Source organism: Ilumatobacter coccineus YM16-304 (genome assembly GCF_000348785.1).
GTDB lineage: Bacteria > Actinomycetota > Acidimicrobiia > Acidimicrobiales > Ilumatobacteraceae > Ilumatobacter_A > Ilumatobacter_A coccineus.
In genome coordinates this window covers 4,602,295-4,621,034 of record NC_020520.1, presented here as the reverse complement: position 1 = coordinate 4,621,034, position 18,740 = coordinate 4,602,295, and the positions used below count along the sequence as shown (strand labels likewise).

Below are 18,740 nucleotides of genomic sequence, written 5' to 3'. Positions count from 1 at the left end.
CGGCGACGTCAGCAGGCGTTGTCTCGTTCGCCTCATCACCGATCACCACTGCCATGGAGCCAACATCGGCAGGTCTTGGGAAGATCTTGACGATTTCGGCACAAGCAGCGGTGTCAACTCGGCGTCGACGGTGCCCTCCTCAGGCTTCGGCGGTGTCGATGGGCGCGTCGGCGATGAGCTCGCACGACTTCCGGTCTCGAAGGCGGCGCACTGCGATGTCTTCGACCAGTTGGGGTGGCAGGACCCGTTCGAGTTTCAATGCCCCGCTCACGGTTCCGGCGAGCTCGGCGAGTTCCTCCGGTGGAGTCGGCTGACTGATCGCCGCTCGAACCTGTTCCTTCGACACGTCGTCGTCCAATGTGATGTAGAGGTTGTCCTTCTGGCTGACGTGGGTGCGAAGGTTGGTGAGACGTGCGGCGAGTTCGAGGTTGGCCTTGAGCCCACCGAACGTGTACCACCGCTGGCCCTTGCCGCTCCGGATGATCACGCTGCGGCCGAGTCGGGCGCCAGGGATCTCGCCGCGGGCGTCGTCGAGCGCTTCGATGGCACGCCCAGTGAGCGTCGCCGGCTCGAGTGACGCGCCGTCGAGCACTGCTGCGATCGATTGGCACAGCTCGTAGCCGAGCGATTGGGCGCCTCCTGAGAAGCGGACGCTCGATCGTTGGTCGGTGGGTTCAACTCGGACGATTCTTCGTTTCCAGTCGACGTCGTTGATCTTCCACGACCGGCCGCCGAGCAGCAGCGCTGGCGGGCCACTCTTCTGTGAGAACGCGGCCGTGATCGCTATGTCGGGCACCTGTCCCAACTCGTTTCGCCCGTGTCGAACAGAGAGCAACGGGTCGGCGACGAACACCGAGGTCAGTTCCAGGAAGTTCTTCTTGCCGACCGTTCGCTCGGCTTCTTGCCCGGGGCTCAACACGCCATCATCGCTGTGGATCCACCCGGTTTCCTTCAGGTGGCTCAGCAGCGCCGGGGCCTCGGCCATTGCATCAGCACCGAGAGCCGGCGGGTCGCCGAGCCATTCGGTCCAGGTCGCTTCCCCGATGCCGAGAGCGGCTTCCTGCAGGGTAAGCGCGAGCAACTGCTGAACGAGGAGGTGCGCTGGGAACTCGGGTGGAGTTGCGGGCTCGACGTATCCGGTCGCCCAGAGCCGAAGGAGGCCGGCCGCGGTGAGTAGCGACTCGTGTGAGGTGGCGAGGAACAGCGCATTGCGGCTCGAACCGGGTCGCCGCCCGGTACGGCCGATGCGTTGGAGAAATCCGGCGACCGTCGGCGGGCTGTCGATCTGAATGACTCGGTCGAGGTCGCCGACGTCGATGCCGAGTTCGAGTGTGCTGGTGGCCACGATCACGCAGTTGGTGGCTTCGGCGAATGCTTCCTCCGACCGGCGGCGTTCGTCCCGTCCGAGTGACCCGTGCGAGAGGTACGTGGTGACATCGAGCGCTCGCAGCGCCAGAGCAAGCTCTTCGGCGCGTTTGCGGGAGTCGACGAAGACGAGCCGCTTCTCTCCTTGGTGAAGTCGGCTGATGACCGTGGCTGCATTGTCGAGCGTGCCGACGTAGTCGAGGGTCACCTCCGGTTCGGCGAGCACTTCGGCTAGCGGATTGACGATGCGGCGCGGCGCGGTGCTCGATCCGCACAGCCATTCGAGGAGTTCGTCGGGGTTTCCGACGGTTGCGGAGAGCCCGATGCGTTGCAGATCTCGACCGGCGACATGGGTGAGTCGTTCGAGCACCGCCCGGAGGTGCCAACCTCGGTCGGCGCCGGCGAACGCGTGAACCTCGTCGACGATGACGGTGTGCAGGTTCGGGAACAGCCAGTCTTGGTCGACGCGCCGTGAGATGAGCATCGCCTCGAGAGATTCGGGCGTGGTGAGCAAGATGTCGGGCGGGTCGGCGATCATCCGTGTTCGCTCCCCGGGCGTGGTGTCACCGTGCCACAGCCCGACGCGCAGCCCGACGAAACTGCAGTACAGCTCGAGGCGGGGACGCAGGTTGTTGAGCAGTGCCCGCAGCGGCGCCAGGTACAGCACGCTGACGGGCTTCCAGCCATTGTTAGCCACCGTGGTTAACACGGGGAATGTTGCGGCCTCGGTCTTGCCGCCGGCTGTTGGAGCGAGGAAGATGCCGTGCTCGCCGTCGAGCACGGGGGCGATGGCCTCCTCTTGCAGCGGGCGAAGCGCCGGCCAGCCGAGTGTGTTGACGATGTGGTGGCGGATGGACGGATGGAGGCGATCGAAGTCGCTCACCGGCTACAGCTCCAGCTCGATGTCGTCGGGCGATGTTGCGGCCCGGGCGTTTCGTTCGACGACGGTGAGTTCGGTGTCGGCCACGGTCAGCTTGTAGTCGCGCCGTGGGTCGAAGTCGTCGAACAGGTCGACCCGGTCGAGCACTTCGCCGACGAGCTTCTTGACGTAGAGGCGTGGTGCGATTCCGACCTTGGCCCCGAGTTCTCCGGTCACGGCCTGGGCAAGCGCCAGGAGGTAGGCGTCGTCGCACAGTTCGTTGACTCGTTCGGGGTGGGCTGCGCCGGCAGCGAACAGGTCTCGGACTCGGGCGCCAACACTCACGAGTGCATCGAGGTCGAACCCTTGCAGTCGAACCTGAACCGCCCGCGGGTTGTCGAACTTCGGGTCGCCTCCGAAGTCGGTGTGCATGCGTTGCGCGAGCGGGGTGAGACGTTGCACGCCTTGGGCCCCGTCGTAGAACGCGGGTGTTCCGGTGATGACCAGGTACAAGCCGGGGAATCGGCCTTCGTACAGATCGTCGATGAACTTGCGGAGCGCTTCGAGGCCCTTGTCGCGAGTGTCGGAACGCATGCGTTGCATCGTCTCGACTTCGTCGAGGACGAGGACGAGCCCGCCGAAGCCGGCGTCGCGCAGGATGGTCAGCAGGCCTGCGAGGAACGACAGCGCTGCGTCGTGATCGAGGTCGCCTTTGACGCCGGCCGACTTCTTGACGGCCGCAGCGACATGCGGTTGGCCGCCGAGCCAGGCGATGAGCCCATCGGCGGTCGGCCGGTCGTCGGCGTTTGTTGCAGCGAGGTAGGCGCGCAGCACCGCGGAGAATGCCGGTGCTGTCCGCGTCACCGAGCCGAGTCGTTGCTCCATGAGCTCGGTGGTGCGGGCGGTCAACAGTTCGGCGTTGTTGGGGTCGACGTCGCCACCCGCGAGCACCTCGTCTTCGAGCGCGAAGAACCAGGAGTCGATGACGGTTCTGAGCCCGCCGGTCCGCACGGTCGACGTGGAGAGTTGTTCGACGAGTCGCCGATAGATCGTTTGGTAGCGATGCATCGGGGTGTCGGTCTCGGAGATCTGTACCTCCGACGTGGCGAGCCCGCGAGCTTTGGCCCGCTCGGCGAGCCATCGGGTGATGAATGTCTTGCCGGCGCCGTACTCACCGCGGATTGCCTTGAACACTCCGGCGCCAGATGCCACGCGATCGAGTTCTTCGTCGAAGGTGTCGACGAACCGATCGAGCCCGACGGCGAGCGCATCGAGGCCTTGGGCCGGCACGGTGCCGCGGCGGAGGGCGTCGAGGATTTCGGTGCGGCGCTGTGGCGAGATTTCGATCATCAACCCGGACCCCCGGACGGACGAGACTGCACTGGTCCGAAAAAGGAGACAGGCCCTCTGCCGAAGCGGAGGGCCGTCTGGACCGGCAGACCGGGAGTGAACACGGTATGTCCGGCGGTGATTGACATACATTTAATCACATCGTTGAACGAATGGAAACAACGAAGCGCCGCACCACGGTCTACATCGATGGTTTCAACGCGTACAACGGGATGAAAGCCGCAGGGCTTCGCAACTGTCGTTGGCTGGATTGGGTGGCCTACGTATCGGGTCTTGTGGGCGACGACGTGTTGACGGTCCGCTACTTCACCGCGGTGGTGAACTCTCCGCTCGACGCCCGTGAACGGCAGAGCCATTACCTTCGTGCTCTGCGGGCGAACGGAGGCTTGGACATCATCGAGGGGAGCTTTATGGCGCGGAGCATGAAGTGTCCTGACTGCGGGCACTCGTGGAAGCGCCCAAAGGAGCAGTTCACTGATGTGAACATCGCTATAGCGATGACGCATGACGCCCGGGAGGGGTCGCTCGACCGCGCGATGTTGATCTCCGGAGACTCTGACCTCGTGCCCGCGGTGCGGTACGTCCAGGACTTGGGGATTGAGGTGGTCAATGTTGCCCCTCCGCGGCGGAAGGGCGACGAGTTGGCGAGTGCTTGCGATGGTCTCTTGCACATGGACGACGTAGCGATGCGGAAGGCCCAACTTCCGAACCCGGTGATGGAGTCCTTTCGGGGAGGTCGGAAGCAACGTCCGTTGCATGCACCCGAGGGGTGGACGTAGAGAGGCTGCAGCCATCACAACCCCAGTTGTCGTTCGAGGAGGGCCCGGTCGAACTTGATGTGGCCGTTGCTGGTTTCGATCACTGGATACCCGTCGATGTTGAGGAGCCGTTGCATCTGCGTGATGATTCGGCCGATTCGGACCTTCGGCACCGATGCTCGTTCGGCGACGCGGTCTTCGGCGAGTGAGGTTCCGCCGGTGCCGTCGAGAACGCTGAGAATGGTGGTGACGACCGCTGCGTCGAGGCGGAGTGCGGCGAGGTTCGACTGCACGTGGTCGCTTGCCATGACGGCCTCGATGCCCGTGGTGGTGGCCGCCGGCTCGGGCTCGGGGTCGAACAGCGACGGCACGACGACTTCGGGTGCCTTCTTGCGTGGGGCGGCCTTCGGCGCCACATCGTCTGAAGCGGGCGCTACGGGAGGAGCGGCGTGCCACCAATCGGGTGGGGTGATCGACGTGGGTTCCCAACCTTCGATGTCTTCGGTGCTGAGCACAGCGAGGGGAACGGTTGCCTCGGCGAGTGTGAGGCCGCCGTGGTAGCCGTTCTTGCTCGGCCCGTAGCGGAGTTGTTCGATCCAGGGGAGCACGACGGCGTGTTCGTCGTTGACGACGCGGGGTCCGCTGACGAGGATCTCGCCGTCGGCTGCGGGGCCGGTGTCGGTGCCTCTCCACCGCTCGCCGCCGCCACCCACTCGCGACTCGGACTTGCGTTCGAGAATGTGTCCGTGATCGCTCGTGAGCACGATGGCCCGCCCGGCGCTTCGTGCCGCTTCGAGAATCTCACGGAGCGGTGACAGCTCATCGAGCCCCCAACCAGATGGTGGGTGTGCGACGTCTTTCAACCGCTCATCGATGTTGTTGAGGACGATGCCCACAACGCGCACTCGCGGGTCGCTGATCGTTGCGAGCTGTTCGTGCGGGATCGTGTCGAGCCCGCCCGAACGAAGGTCGGTCTTGTGGAAGAGCGTTGGGGGATGTTCGGCGTCGCTGGCGGCGACGAGGCTCGGGTACTTCGTGAAGGCTCGCGTCTCGCTGCTCTTGTCGCCGCTTCGGAGGGTGCCGCAGAGCAGGCTGGTGCGGCTGAGTTCGGTGACAGTGGGGAGGGCAGCGACGACGGGTTTGGCGACGACCGCGTCCTCGTCGATGTAGGGGGCCCAACCCTGCCGGCTGAGGGCGTCGAGCACGTCGGTGAAGTTGGGCCAGCTCATTCCGTCGAGGACGACGACGAGTGTTGGAGCGGTTGCCGCGAGCGGGGCGACGACAGTGTCGAGCACGTCTTCGATTCCGATGAGGCGGTCGCCGAGAGCTTGTGCTGCTCCGGCCAGCATGGGCGCCTGCGCGCCGGCGTTGGCGAGCACCGCGGCATCGGTTTCGGCGCTCAGTGCTGCGTACAGAGCGGCCGCGGCCGGCTCGGTGTCGCTCTGCGACAGGGCGATTCGTGCTCGGTCGAGCCATGCGCCGTCGAGGGTGTAGTCGATGAACGCGTCGGCCGTCGTCGTTGCGGTCTGCATCTCGAAGCCGCGGCGGATGACTCGTTGGGCCATGCGGAGTCGCTCCACTCGACGCGGTTCGGCGCGTGCGGCGACGTGGTCTTCGACGGCCACGATTGAGCGGTCGGCCTCGGCTTGGAGCGAGGGGTTGGCAGACTTTGCCTTCCACGAGGCGAGTGCGGTGGCAGCGAGACCGATGCGGGCGGTGAAGCCGCTTGGCAGAACCGATGACCGGGTGGAACTCTCAGCGAGGCCCCACTGTTGGACCAGTCGGTCGCCTGCTGTGAGCCACGAGGCGGTCCGCGCTTCGTCGGTGCGTTGCCCGGAGATGTAGCTGACCACGGCCTGCGCGGCGTTGCGGTACATCTCGTCGGTCAGACCGGGTTCGCCGAGTTCGAGTTCCAACCGGAGTCGAGCGTCGGGTGCCGGGGTGTCGGTGCTGAAGATGACGTCGGCTGCCAAGCAGAGTGCCATCAGTTCGGCGCTCTTGCCGGCCCGGAGCGCGGCGAACACGACGCTGATGCCGGGTCCGTACTGCGTGGCGAGGTGTTGTTCGAGTTGCTCGATGACGTCGTTAGATGATTCGCGGACGGCTCGTGCGGCGGTGGAGTGGGTGCCCCAGAGCAGTACGTCGGCAAGCGATGTGGCGACGAGCCCGAGGTGCGGCTCGATCAGCGCTTCGAGCGCAGTTTCGAGGTCGAGCATCTTGTTGGTGATGGCCGGATAGCCGACGAGTGGACGGGCTTCGATCAGCGCATCGGCGAGGTACTTGTGCTGGGCGAGCGACTGCGAAACGTGCTCGGCGCCGAACAGTTGCGAGACGGTTTCCCAACGGTTGACGGTGTGCAGCTTGCGTCGGACGGCGCGGGCGAGCAGGTCATCGCCGAGTGTTGTGGTGTCGCACCCGGTCAGCACCACGAGCGGCTGGTCCCGCTGTCGCGAAGCGTGGGCCCGGATCTCGAGCGGCGATGAGCTGGCAACGATGCGGACGGTCTGTCCGCCTGCTGATGCTTCGGCGGGGGCTGATTCCGGGTCGGCGCGTACGAGTACGAGCGGCGCGGGGTCGTCGGCGACGTCGATCAACCGATCGAGCAGGGGCTCGAGTTGTGCCCGCGTAACGACAGGAAGTGTCACGTGGCGTCCTCGACCGTCCAGGTCACGGTGATCGTCTTGTTGGCCTGCACCTGTTGGCGGACTTCATCGAAGACGTCGTTCAGATCGGCCTCCGACGCAATCGTTCGTGATGTCGCGCTCGGTGTCGGCGTCGTCGTCGGGACCGGAGCCTCGGCTGGTGGCTGTGTCGTGATGGTCGACACGTAGCGCGTGGCTTGGGCTTCGATCGTCTGTTCGGCGGGCTCGAATGCCGTGACGATTTCGTCCGACGTGAGCGCATCGGTCGCGGCCGTTTCGACCGCTGGGCGGGCGGTGTTCCACAGCGACAGGTTCGCCCTGCTGAGCGCTGCAGCGACGGTGCGAGCGTTGCTCAGGCTCTTGGCGATCGCCTCGCGGCTTGTCGGGGCCGAGAACGAGGCGAGCAGTTCGACCACGTGTGCGTCGTCGGCCGACTTGAGGCCGAGAACGAGGTCGCGGGCGGCCATGGCGGTGTCGAGCCGATCTCCGGAGGGGAGGCCCCACGTGGAGTACGCCTCGCTGCATCGAGCGACGAGTTCTTCGGCGGGCGTAGCGAGGTCGTTGGCCTTGGCTTTTGCCTGCCGTGCGAGCGAGGCGACTTCGGGGCCGTTGACTCGTTGGCTCACGGTGATGCCAAAGATGATGGCTGCTTGTTCGGCTGCCGCTGCCCACCGTTCTTTGGTGGGCAGTTCTTCGCGAACGATGCGCGTGTCGGAGGGGAGCGGACGCGAGAAGTCTGGTTCGACGGCGGCTCCGTGATCGGTGAGCCGGTGGTCGGACTGTGCGGCGACGGTGGCGATCACGAGGTCGGCGACCTTGGCGTCGAGTCCCCGTGGTCCGCCCGGAACAGCATCGATCCAGGCCCGCATGTCGCCGACGGTTGCCGTGCCATCGTTGGAGGTGGCGTCGGCGAGGTGGCGGTCGAGCTTGTTTCGCCAGAAGTCGTCGAGCTGGAAGTGCGACTCGTGCATCGTGCCGAGTTGCAGTGCGTTGGCAACGTTGCGGAGCGCGGGACGGTTGCCGCTTTCGACGACGACGCGGCCGTCATCGTCGGCGAGGGCGCGCTTGGCTTCGGCCCACGTCGTGCGGAGTTGGGCGGTGGTGACCTTGGAGTCGAAGTGCGGGTGGCCGGGATACAGGGCGGTGAAGATCTGGTCGCAGAGTTGGCCGAGCGCGCCACTCATCGACGGTTCGGTCGTCGGCCTGACCGACACGGCGGGGGCGAGACTGCGGTAGTGCTGCGTGAGCGAGTGAGCGGTGTCGACGAACGAGCTCGGTGTGTTGACCACGCCGTATGCGGAGAGGATCGCTTCGCTGAGCTGGGCGGCCAACTGGTTGCGGAGGTTCTCGATGATCGGTTTGGCTTCGGCGCGTTGGCTGGCCGACAGGTGGCTCGTGTGCTGTTCGAATCGGTCGAGCTTGAGTACCTCGTCGACGGCGACGTAATTGCGGAGCGCCGTGAGCCCCTCGTTGTTGAAGAACGACGGCAGCCAGCACACGGTGTGTGACGGGTCGTGGGCGTCGGTCCAGGCGTCGAGGCGTTCGAGGTCGTCGTCGGGCGATTTGCCGCTCTGGTCGAAGGGGAAGTCGATGACGAGTTTCGGGCGGTCGGCTTCGGCGGCGAGGGCGTGATCGGCGATCTCGGCGGTGTCGCGCACGTTGCCGAACACGACGTCGACCTGACGTTCGCTGCCTCGCCAGATGTGGTTGAAGGTTCCGCGGAGGTCGGCACCGATGCGGTCTTGGAGCGACCGGGCGATCAGCTCACGGAGTTTGAGTTTGCGGGTGCCCTGGTTGTCGAAGCTGTCGGTGGCGCGCTTGATGATGTCATCGGTGTCGACGTTGGCGAGGCGGAGGCCGACGGTCGGGTTGCTGATGTCGTTGCTGAGGATCAGTTCACCGACGCGACCGTTGATGCGTCGAAGCTTGGCGGCGACGTCTTGCCCTTCGGTGCCGGGGATGGGGGTGTTGATGCTGCCCCAGTTGAGTGCGGCAAGCCGTTCGGCGTCGAGGCCGCGGAATGCTTCGACTTCCGGAACGAGCGACGCGAGCAGGACGGTCTTCATCAGTCGAGCGTCGGTGGCGAGTGCCCGCCGTTCGAGCGCGTCGGCTGGAGTGGAGTCGTCGATGTTGTTGATGGCCCGCAGTGCCGGTTCGAGCTTCTCACGCCACAACTTCTTGGCGGTTTCGAACAGCGTCTTGAGTTCGCTGGAGAAGGGCTCGTCGCGTCCGGCAACGACGTCCCAGAGGTCGCCGACCGGAATGATCTGTCCAACTTCGAGGTCATCGCGCTGATCGACGAGCAGTTGCAGCATCACTTTGAGCGCGGTGCGTTCGCGTTGCAGCGCTTCGGAGACGTCGACGAGGGCCTGGACGAGTGCCGGCGAGAACGGGTAGACGGTCCGGAACATCTCGATGTCGGCGTCGGAGCCGAGCAGCATCCGTTTGACGTCTTCGCGTCCGGCGAGCGATTGGTCGACCGCAGCGCGCAACGCGTTCGAGGCTTCGTCGTCAACGGGTCGGAGCAAGCGTTGGCGGGCGACGACGGGAAGGTTGCCGGAGGCGAGTTCGATCTTGCCGAAGCGGCCTTGCTGGAGTTCGAGGTTGTCGGAGAAGCTCTTCTGCTGCTCGCCGCCGATGTTGGCGCCGACGAGGTCGCGCAGGTCGCGCTGGCGGGCGATGAAACTGATGATCGGCACGGGCCGGCCGGCGTCGGTCGCTTCGACCAGTTTCGTGAGCTTCTGGGATTCACGTTGGACGAAGTCGAGGTTGCCGATGTTGGAGGCGAGCCACAAGATCAGTTCGTCGAGGAAGAGGACCACACCGGCGTAGCCGAGTGATTGGGCGTGGGTGCTGATGGCGGCGAGCCCACGGTCGAGGTCGATGAAGCCGCGTCCGGTCGATGCCGACTCGAGCACGGTTCCTTGGCGGAACGCGGCGATGTACGCGGCGACGAGGTCTTGGCGTGCTTCGGCGGTGGCGGGTGCGGCGAGGGCTGCATCGAGTGTGGCGGTGGTCCAGGTGCTGCCGAAGTCGCCCCATTCGTCGTCGCTGCCAGCGGTGCCGTTGAGGAGTTCGAGGAACTTGTCGTCGCCGTGTTGCTCGCGTGTCTTGGGGAGTTCGGTCGAGACGATCTCGTCGCCGAGGTACACACCGGGCAGCGACGAGTCTGGGTGTGCGGTCTGGATGATGTCGACGTAGCCGCCGAGGATCTTCTGTTCCATCGAGGTGGCGTCGAGGAAGTGGACGGGCACGAGGAGGAAGTTCTTGCCGTCGAGCACGTGGCTGTGTTTGGCGACGGCGCCGTGCAGTTCGGCTTTGGAGCGGGCGTGCGTGTTGTGGCTGAGCAGCAGGTGCAGCATCGCCATGAAGTGCGATTTACCGGAACCGAAGCTGCCTTGGAGGAAGGTGGCTTTCGACGACGAGTCGCTCACTGCCGATGCAACGAGGCCGAGTGCCTGGTCGAAGGCTCCGGCGAGTTGGTCGGTGACGACGTAGTTGTCGATGGTTTCGTTGGCGGAGTTGTCGCCGATGCCCTGGGTGAGCTTGAGAACGAAGTCGCCGTCTTGGACTTGGGTGGGGATGTCGATGAGGTCGCGGATGAGGGTCATGTGGTTGCCTTCTTGTTGCGGCCGCGGGTGGTGGTTGGTGGGCGCCATGTGGTGAGTTGTTCGGTGGTGGTGTTGTTGCGTTGGAGTTCACCGGCGAGGTAGTTGGCGAAGTAGTCGCCGAGGCCTTGGCCGCGGAGTGGGTCGATGTCGTTGTGCCATTGGCGGAGCCAGGGGATGAGTTCGTTGAGTCCGGCGAGGATTGGTGTGAGTTGTTCGGGTTGCCAGGCTTCTTCGTTGCGGCGTGTGTTGTAGAGGGTGGTGAGGGCTTGGGCTTGTTGGAGGTGGTCCCAGCCGGCCCATCCGATGATGGGGGTGTTGTCGGTGTCGCGTTCGAGTCCGGGGTAGCTGATGAAGCGTTCTTTGGGGACGTCGAGTTTGCCGCGGAGTTTCCAGTACACGGTGTTGCGGAAGTCGCTGGAGGCGTATTTGGGTGGGACGGCGATTTTGCCGACGTTCTCGCCTGCGTCTTCGCGGCGTTGGAGGTCCCAGGTGCGTTCCCAGACGGAGCGTTTGCGGAGGCCGGAGTCTTTGTAGCGCCATGCGGCGAGGTAGGGGACAGCGTCGGCTTTGGTGAGTTCGGCGATGAGTTCGACGAGGTCGACGTCGGTTGTGTCGCGGTAGAGGGCGGCGACTTGGACGAAGTCGGTGTCTTCTCGTGCGATGTCGGCGAGTTGGGCGATGGATTGGGGTGTGTTGTTGGCCCAGTAGCGGTTGTCTTCGAGGCGGGTGAGTAACCATTTTTGGAGGGCGTCGTGGGCGAGGTCGTCCCATGATTCCCAGTTCCAGCGTCGTTTGTATTCGGGTCGTTCGAGGAGGTTGATGAACTTGTCGTTCTCGATCAACTCGAGACGCTGCTCAACACGCTCGCGATACCAATCCGGCCAATGCGCAGGCGGCTCAGTGATCGGTGTCGAACCATGCCGCTCAAACCAGGTGGACGTCGCGGTTCCCGCGGCGACGCGACGGGCAAGGGCGATCTCGAAAGCGCGTTCACCCTTGGCGAGTTCGAAGACTTGGTCTGGCGAGAACGACAGGTCGGCATCGGTGATGCCGTACGAATACAGGCAGTGCCAGTCCAGTTCTTCCTGACTCCACCGCATCTCATTTCGGATACGGGCAAGGCGACGTTCCAGCGACTGCACCTGCTCGCGGCTCAGGGCACGCAAAGATCCCAAGTCAGTGCAGATGGAAGCGATTTCCTGAGCGCCAACGGTCAGGTCCTTCACCCATTGCTTGTCTGGTGCAGCCGATAGAGGAAATTCCTTCATCTTGGTGCTGTCAATTTGTATGTGATTGTCCCACGACTCGGCGCCACTAATTCGCGCTCCTGCCGAGTCGGTCGAGGAACCCTTGTTGTGAAATGTCTGCTTCATCCAAAAGGCGCAGATGGAACTGTTGAGCAGTCCAAGTAAATCGTCTCTTGTGAATCGAGCGTCCCGCGAATGAAGCGTGACAACCGGCGCTGTCATCTGCGGCAAAACCCCCGGAGATAGCGGTGCGAACTCGTTGGCGGTGCAGACGTTTGCGAAAGCGATGGCCCGCCCTACCTCCCGGAGGCGGTCTTGGATCACGACTGCGTAATCGAGCCACCTCAAGCCCCGCTGAGTCTTTGTCTTCGCGAAGAAGAGGCCCGAACGTAGCGTGGTTCGCAGAGGCCAGAGGTATCGATCAACCGCAGGATCGTCGCTCGGTAGTCCATCGTCGGTGTATGGGAATAGAAGAAGTGACTCAGCTGTGGAGCACCAGGACCGAATTCCTTCACCGGAAACGGCGGGACGGATCATCGTGGCGGGAATTCCCATCCGGCGGGCGTGGGCAGCGGAATGGACTGTGAAGGCGTCGTCCTCGCCAGTGATAAATGGATACCCTACTCCGCTCACTTCTTCACCAAGTGAGGAGGTAGACATCGATGCAATCCGTGCACGAACGTCCGGAGATGCGCCGCCTTGAAGTGACCACGGGTGACTAGAAAAATGAACTCGTTTAAGATCAGAGCAACTGGTATATTCGTTTTCTGAACCTGGGTTGTCGATCTGCCTTTGGATCGAGGACCATACACGGCCGAGCCTTGGATCGTCTGGCTTGTTCGGCTCACCGCCGATACCGAGTACTGACCGGATTTGCAGTTGGATCGGGGACCTGTTGCGGCCGAAGAGGATGACGGTGGGTGTGCCGTGGCCGGGGATGTAGGCGCCGCTGGTGTCGACGACGTGAGTGAGGTCGATGTCGTTGGCGAGGTAGTTCTCGATGAGTTTCTTGCCGAACTCGCGCTTCATGAATGAGTTCGCAGTGATCTGCCCGACAAAGCCTGCCGGATGGCCATTCGTGCCTCGTTCGGCGAGGTCGAAGAGTCGTTCCATGAACGGAACTGACAGCGAGTACTTGCGATGGCAAGTTGCGTACCTGTCTCGGTATGCGGCGTTGGCGGCGGGGTCTTTGGGGGTGATGTACGGCGGGTTGGCGACTACGGCGTGGTAATGCTGGGAGAGGTAGCGGTTGATGCGTTCGGGGTCTTCGGTTTCGTAGAGGTGTTTGGATGCTTCGCTTTGGCTGTCGATTTCGTCGAGCAGGCTGGTGAACTGCCCGGGCCGTGGTCCGTGGAGGAGGCTGTCGCCCACGGCGACGTGGACGTTGAGTGCTGGTGCGTCGGCGAGGGTGTTGACGTCGGCGAAGCGGAGTGCGGCGGTGAGGAGTCGGAAGCGGGCGATGGATGCGGCGAAGGGGTTGATGTCGACGCCGTAGACGGAGTCGAGTGCTTTGGCGGCGGCTGAGCGTCGGCCTGCTTCGGGTTCTTTGGTGAGCCAGCGGTTGGCGAGGCGGTGGAAGGCGCCGAGGAGGAAGTGGCCGGATCCGCAGGCGGGGTCGATCATGCGGAACCCGGCGTTGTCTGGTCCGTTGAGTCCGAATTCTTCGATGGCGGGGTCGAGGGTGCGGTCGAGGATGAACTCCTCGACAAAGTCTGGGGTCTGCAGGAGCGCGAACGTTTTCTTGGCGTGTTCGGAGAGGTCTTGGTAGAGGTCGCCGAGGAAGCGGGTGTTCCAGTCGGGGTCGGTGAAGTCCCAGATGAGCTGGTTGGTGTCGGGGTCGGTGGCTCGCCAGATGTTGATGAGGTGGCGGGCGGCGTCGTCGGAAGGTCCGAATTGCCACAGTGGGTTGTGGGTGCCGAAGACTTCGTCGAGGCCAGGGACCTGCGCTGCCTCTTGGAAGACGTGGGTGAGGTAGCGGCGTTCGCCGGCGTCGGTGTGTTCGCGGAAGTAGTCGCGTTGGTTGTCGGTGGCCCAGCGGCGCCAGTCGCCTGGTCCGGAGATCATGGGGTCGGTAACGAGGGCGTTGTCTTCGCAGAACCGGATGAACACACAGCCCAACACCCACGAGACGGCGACTTGTGCGAGGAGGCCTTCGCGCCACACATCAACATCATGCGCGGTGCGCTCAGCGTTGAACGCCGTCTGCCACTGGGTGTGGATCAGGTCGCGGACTTCCTCGACCTCATCGGCGCGGACACGCAGATCGTCGATCAGCGACACGACCTCGCGCTGCAACGCAGACGTCAACTCCAAACGATCAATCATGCAGACACAACTCCTGTGCGGTGAGCATTGCGGAGCCAATCAGCGGGAATCTGGCTCCATTCGTTCCGAGAAATCACGGGCACGGCGCGCCCATCGAGCAACGGCACTTCGGTCGCCGACGCCGACGGCATCAACAACCAGACCGCCGACAACGACGTCGACTTCGAATGCAACAGGTCACGCCACTCGGCAACCACGTTCAATCGCTCGTACCGAGCAAGCAGACCCAAGTTGGTGACCAACACCGTGCCTTCGAGCGCAGCGAGTCGAGCGGTGACCTTGGTGAGCGCAACGTCGACCATCTTCTTCACGTTCGCCCACGCCGAACCGCCGTCGCCGGCAGCATCGGCAGCAGCGAGTGTCGTCCACGGCGGTTTGCCATCGGCGGTCAACGCCTCGAGTTCTTCGACCAGCCACACATCGAGATTCACCGTCGACGTTGCCAACCGTTCGAGCTGGCGTTCGGCGTGCGCAAGCCCACTCGCCGACTGCACCAACACCATCAACCCGCCACTCGTGCGCGCCTTGCGCAACCGATCTTCGAACTCGGCCGCATTGTCGACCTCCACCGCAGGGACCGGGCCAGGCGCAGCAGTGTCGTACCGGGTGATCGACGCGCTGTACGCACTCGTGCCGTGCGGCGTGTACTGCGGGCTCACATACGCCTTCGCCGCGTCATCCCATTTCAGGTCGACACCGGCATCGCTCAACGACGTGTCGAGCTGCGGGCGGCCAGGCAAACTGTTCGCCTCGGGGAAACGAGCCGCGATCTTCTTGGCAATCGCCTCGACCGTCATCGGCTCATTCGACACGAACGAACGCCGCGCAGCACGCAACGCCGGCACCGGCGCAAGCCCCACCCTGTAGAGCTCCAAGCGAGCGTTGACCGCAGCGCCATCACACAGATCGGCAACAAGATCGGCCAGATGACTGTCGGTGAACGGTTGTGCCTCGGCCGGCGGATCGACCGTGCGAAGCGCATCGACCAGCTCGCGACGGGCGATCACCTCGTGGCGTGCCATCAACGCCTCGGTCGCGGTGTCGAGTGCCGACGCGTAATCGGCAAGCTCCTGCGCCAGATCGGCGCCGCCCGTGCCCTGCATCGTCGACAACACCACCGAACCCTGGCGTCGCCGCACCATCCAGCCCGGCTCACTCAACTGCTCCTCGGTCAGCGTTGCCACACGCAACAAACCCGACGCCAGTCGAACCGATGACTCGTTCAACTCGTCAGGAGCGGTGCGCAGCAACCGAGCAGCGAGCTGCGGTGCACTCGCCACCTGCAACTGCCGCAGATCGTCACGAACCACATCACGCAACTCGGTGATGCGCGACACCTTCGACCACGCCTGGCGCAATTTGCTCACCAACTGCGACACACGAGCCGGAGTCACATCGAGCCACTCCGCCAACTCGCTCTGCGATGCCCACGGATCACGGTCGACTTCGAGCCCCGCCAAGATCCGAGCGAGACCTGCTCGCGTCTGCAGATCTTTCGTGCGCGCGGGCGGCGCGATCAGCGCAGCCAACGCCGCCAACGAATGGTCGGCCGGATCGGGCTCGGTGCTCACCACACCTGCTGCAGGTGTCTCGTCGGGGCTCGACTTCAGCGGACCGAAGTGGTTGCTGAGCACATCGAACGCTTCACGAATCTCGCCCCGAGTCTTCGAGCCGACATTGGTGAGCGACGACAACTGCATCAACGGGAACGCCAACAGCTGCTCGATGGTGACCACGTCGGCTGTTTCGAGCGCACTGACCGCACGCTTCGACAGCGGAAGCGAGAGCAGCGGCGACGACAAGGTCGAACCGTCGGGAATCGTGAAATCGTCGTCAGCCTCCGGATGAGTCGACGGCGTCGACGGAGCGGCAGACGCACTGAACGCTTCATGCCACGCGAAGTACATCTCGTCGGCCGTGTCGAAACGATCGGCAACGTCAGCCTGCAACGCCTTCGTGAAGAAGCTCACCAACCCCGGTCGGGCAGCACTGTCAAACAGATCGGGGTCGACGTTCGGCGGCGCATCGACCATCGTCGGGTCGACGCTGCCATCGCCGTAGCGAGGCTTCGTGCCCGTCGTGAGCATGTAGAGCGTGACCGTCGCCGCATAGCGATCGGCTGCCGTGTCCCAGCGGCCGCGGCGTTCCAAGAACGGGTCGACGTAGCCAGGCGTGCCCGCCTCGATCCGGTCGATCGGCACCAACGACAGCGAGAAATCGAACAGCACCAAGTGCAACACGTTGTTCTCGCCGAGCGGTGCCACACCCAAGTTCTCGGGCTTGATGTCACGATGCGCCCGACCCGCATCTTCCAAATAGCGGAGCGCATCGAGGAGGTCGAGACCCCAACGCTCGGCCAACTCGGCACCGACAGGCCCGCCCGTGAGACGGCTCGCCAGCGTGCGGCCCTGCCCCTCGACCGGCTTGTCGGTGTTGACCTTCGGGCCGGCATAGCTGATCAGAATCGCGGCGTGCCCGCTCACATCGATCTGCGCATCGAGCAGCGACACGATCGTCTGATGCTTGATGCCGTCGAGCGCCAACGCCTCGTCGGTGATGCGATCGTTGTTTGCCGGATCTTCCGCAACCTTCAACACACACAACTGGTTGTGATTCGCGCTGTCTTTGACCAGCAGCGCAATCGCCGTCGACCCGCGACCGAGGCGCTGCACGACCTCGAAACGATCGTCGACGAGCCGATCGCCTCGCCGAGCCTCGAGCGGGCTGATCTCGGCGCTCGACGGAAGACTCCACTGCTCCTCGGCGAGATCGAGGTGGGCGATCAGATCTTCGACCGACGTCGGGCGTTGCGCCGGGTCGGCCTGTGTCGACGAGATGACCACATCGGCCAACGTCGGGTCGACGCCGTCGGCCACCGTGCTCGGATCGAGGAAACCAACGTGGCTGAGCACGGCCCGGAACTGCCGAATACCCGCAGCCGGCGGCTTGCCGGTCAACACGAACATGGCGAGCGCACCAAGGCTGAACACATCGAGCAACGGCGGGCGAGCGTTCGGCTGATTGAACTCCGGCGCCCGATACAGATCGGCATCGCCGGCGGCCAACGCCTCGACGTGATGATGAATCGTGCCGGTGAACTGCGTGGTCGTTCCACCCTCCACGACCCGAGCGCCCGTGTGCCAGTTGGTCACCCGAACCCGCGGCGAGCCGCCCTCGACCGTCGACGGACGAACCATCACTCCCGACGGACTGATCGAACGATGGAACACGCCCTGCCGATGCGCGTAGGCGACCGCCTCGGCGATGTCACGAACCATCGAGAGTCGGTGGTCGACCGACAGCGACGCGTTGGCCGGATCGGCCAAGAACTCGGGCAACGTGACCTCGTCGGGGTCGTAGCCGAAGAACAGCGTCGGGCCGCGATCGCTGATCGTGAAGTCGAGCGGCTTGATGATGCCCGGATGCTCGAGCTTGCTCAGCAGTTCGAACTCGCGCCGCGCCGCCCGCTCCGCCGTTTCCCGCTGCTCGGCGGTGGCGTTGTGCTCCAGCGGATACACCCGCAACCGGCGCTGCACGTCGTCGGCGCTGCGATGAGTGCCGAGGAAATCTTGATACGTAACGGCAGTCGTCGGGTCGGACTCGACGTCGCTCAGCAACGCTCCGACCTCGTAATCGCCGATCGTGCGACGACTCGACCGCTCACGAATGCCGATCTCGCCGATCGCCTTGACCAGCTTTGCAGCGACCGGACGCGGCAGTCGCTTGCGGGCCCGGCCCGAATCGTCCGGGTTGAGCGAAACGAGGTGGTCGACGATGCCACCCAGCGACTTGCGTTCAGGCGGCAGCTCACCCTTGCCGTCGGCATCACGGCCGAACACCTGATGTCGGCCCTGCGGGTTGAGTCCGCTGATCAGCTTCGGATCAGACAGGAACACACACTCCGAGAGATACGGCACCTCGTTGCGGCGACCCTTGAACGTCTTCGTGTTCTCGATGAGCGACTTGAGCGCCTTGGCCTTGCGGTTCGCGAGCTGGCGCGGGTTGTCGATCTGGCGGAACTTGCCATCGGGCCGACGCCACTGCCAGGTACCGCCGTCACCGTCGATGCGACCCGGGTACGCCTTGAACTCGATGAGATGTACGCCATTGTCGGTGATGGCCAACGCATCGACCTCGTACATCTGGCCGTTGTGCGTCGTGAACTCGAAGTTGGTCCACACGTGATACGGCTCGCGGTCGGGCAGCCGGCTGCGCAGCCAGGCCAAGGCCTCGCGCTCATGGTCATGCGGAGAATCGGAAACAGTCACCCATCGGGGCGCGCTTGTTGTCACTCTGTTACTTCGCCTCTCGAAACTGTGCTGACCAGGGACCGACAGTACCGGACGTGGCCCGGACATCTGTCGTTCAATCGGTGCCCTGCGGCGTTTGCCGTAGGAATTTCAGCAAGATCGACGAGGCCCGGATAGCGCTGAGGCAGCGGGTGATGCAGCTTCCACGTGAAGTTCATCGGGTGTTCGCCTTCCCTTCACGACATTCGTGTGTGGTAGTTCAGGCCCTGGCTAGATTGCGCCATCGCTATGGAGCACACGAACGATGAACCAGCCTCGAACCATCCGTGATCA

General features: G+C 64.1%; 7 protein-coding genes. 1 reads left to right on the top strand and 6 read right to left on the bottom strand.

Going from position 1 to position 18,740, the window contains the following annotated elements:
- Positions 1-139: 139 nt before the first annotated feature.
- On the bottom strand, positions 140-2,248 hold the full coding sequence (locus YM304_RS20495) for a DEAD/DEAH box helicase (RefSeq protein WP_015443645.1): 2,109 nt from the start codon (positions 2,246-2,248) through the stop codon (positions 140-142).
- Between the two features lie 3 nt (positions 2,249-2,251).
- Positions 2,252-3,574: a BREX system ATP-binding protein BrxD gene (brxD, locus tag YM304_RS20490; RefSeq protein ID WP_015443644.1), complete on the bottom strand. Its 1,323-nt coding sequence runs from the start codon at positions 3,572-3,574 to the stop codon at positions 2,252-2,254.
- 152 nt (positions 3,575-3,726) lie between these two features.
- On the opposite strand from brxD, the gene YM304_RS20485 reads away from it, so the two are divergent.
- Positions 3,727-4,353 carry an NYN domain-containing protein gene (locus YM304_RS20485; protein ID WP_015443643.1) on the top strand — a complete coding sequence of 209 codons (627 nt, stop codon included), beginning with the start codon at positions 3,727-3,729 and terminating at the stop codon, positions 4,351-4,353.
- Between the two features lie 14 nt (positions 4,354-4,367).
- On the opposite strand, the gene pglZ is transcribed toward YM304_RS20485, so the two are convergent.
- From pglZ to pglW, 4 genes are read right to left on the bottom strand one after another with little or no spacing between them, the layout of a single operon-like run.
- Positions 4,368-6,977: a BREX-2 system phosphatase PglZ gene (gene pglZ / locus YM304_RS20480; RefSeq protein ID WP_015443642.1), complete on the bottom strand. Its 2,610-nt coding sequence runs from the start codon at positions 6,975-6,977 to the stop codon at positions 4,368-4,370.
- Positions 6,974-10,585, bottom strand: a complete 3,612-nt coding sequence (locus YM304_RS20475) for a hypothetical protein (RefSeq protein ID WP_015443641.1) — start codon at positions 10,583-10,585, stop codon at positions 6,974-6,976. Before YM304_RS20475 ends, pglZ begins: the two co-directional genes overlap by 4 nt.
- On the bottom strand, positions 10,582-14,157 hold the full coding sequence (gene pglX, locus YM304_RS24935; protein ID WP_015443640.1) for a BREX-2 system adenine-specific DNA-methyltransferase PglX: 3,576 nt from the start codon (positions 14,155-14,157) through the stop codon (positions 10,582-10,584). The genes YM304_RS20475 and pglX overlap by 4 nt, the downstream gene beginning before the upstream one ends.
- On the bottom strand, positions 14,154-18,425 hold the full coding sequence (gene pglW / locus YM304_RS20455; RefSeq protein ID WP_162142126.1) for a BREX system serine/threonine kinase PglW: 4,272 nt from the start codon (positions 18,423-18,425) through the stop codon (positions 14,154-14,156). The genes pglX and pglW overlap by 4 nt, the downstream gene beginning before the upstream one ends.
- Between the last annotated feature and the right edge of the window lie 315 nt (positions 18,426-18,740).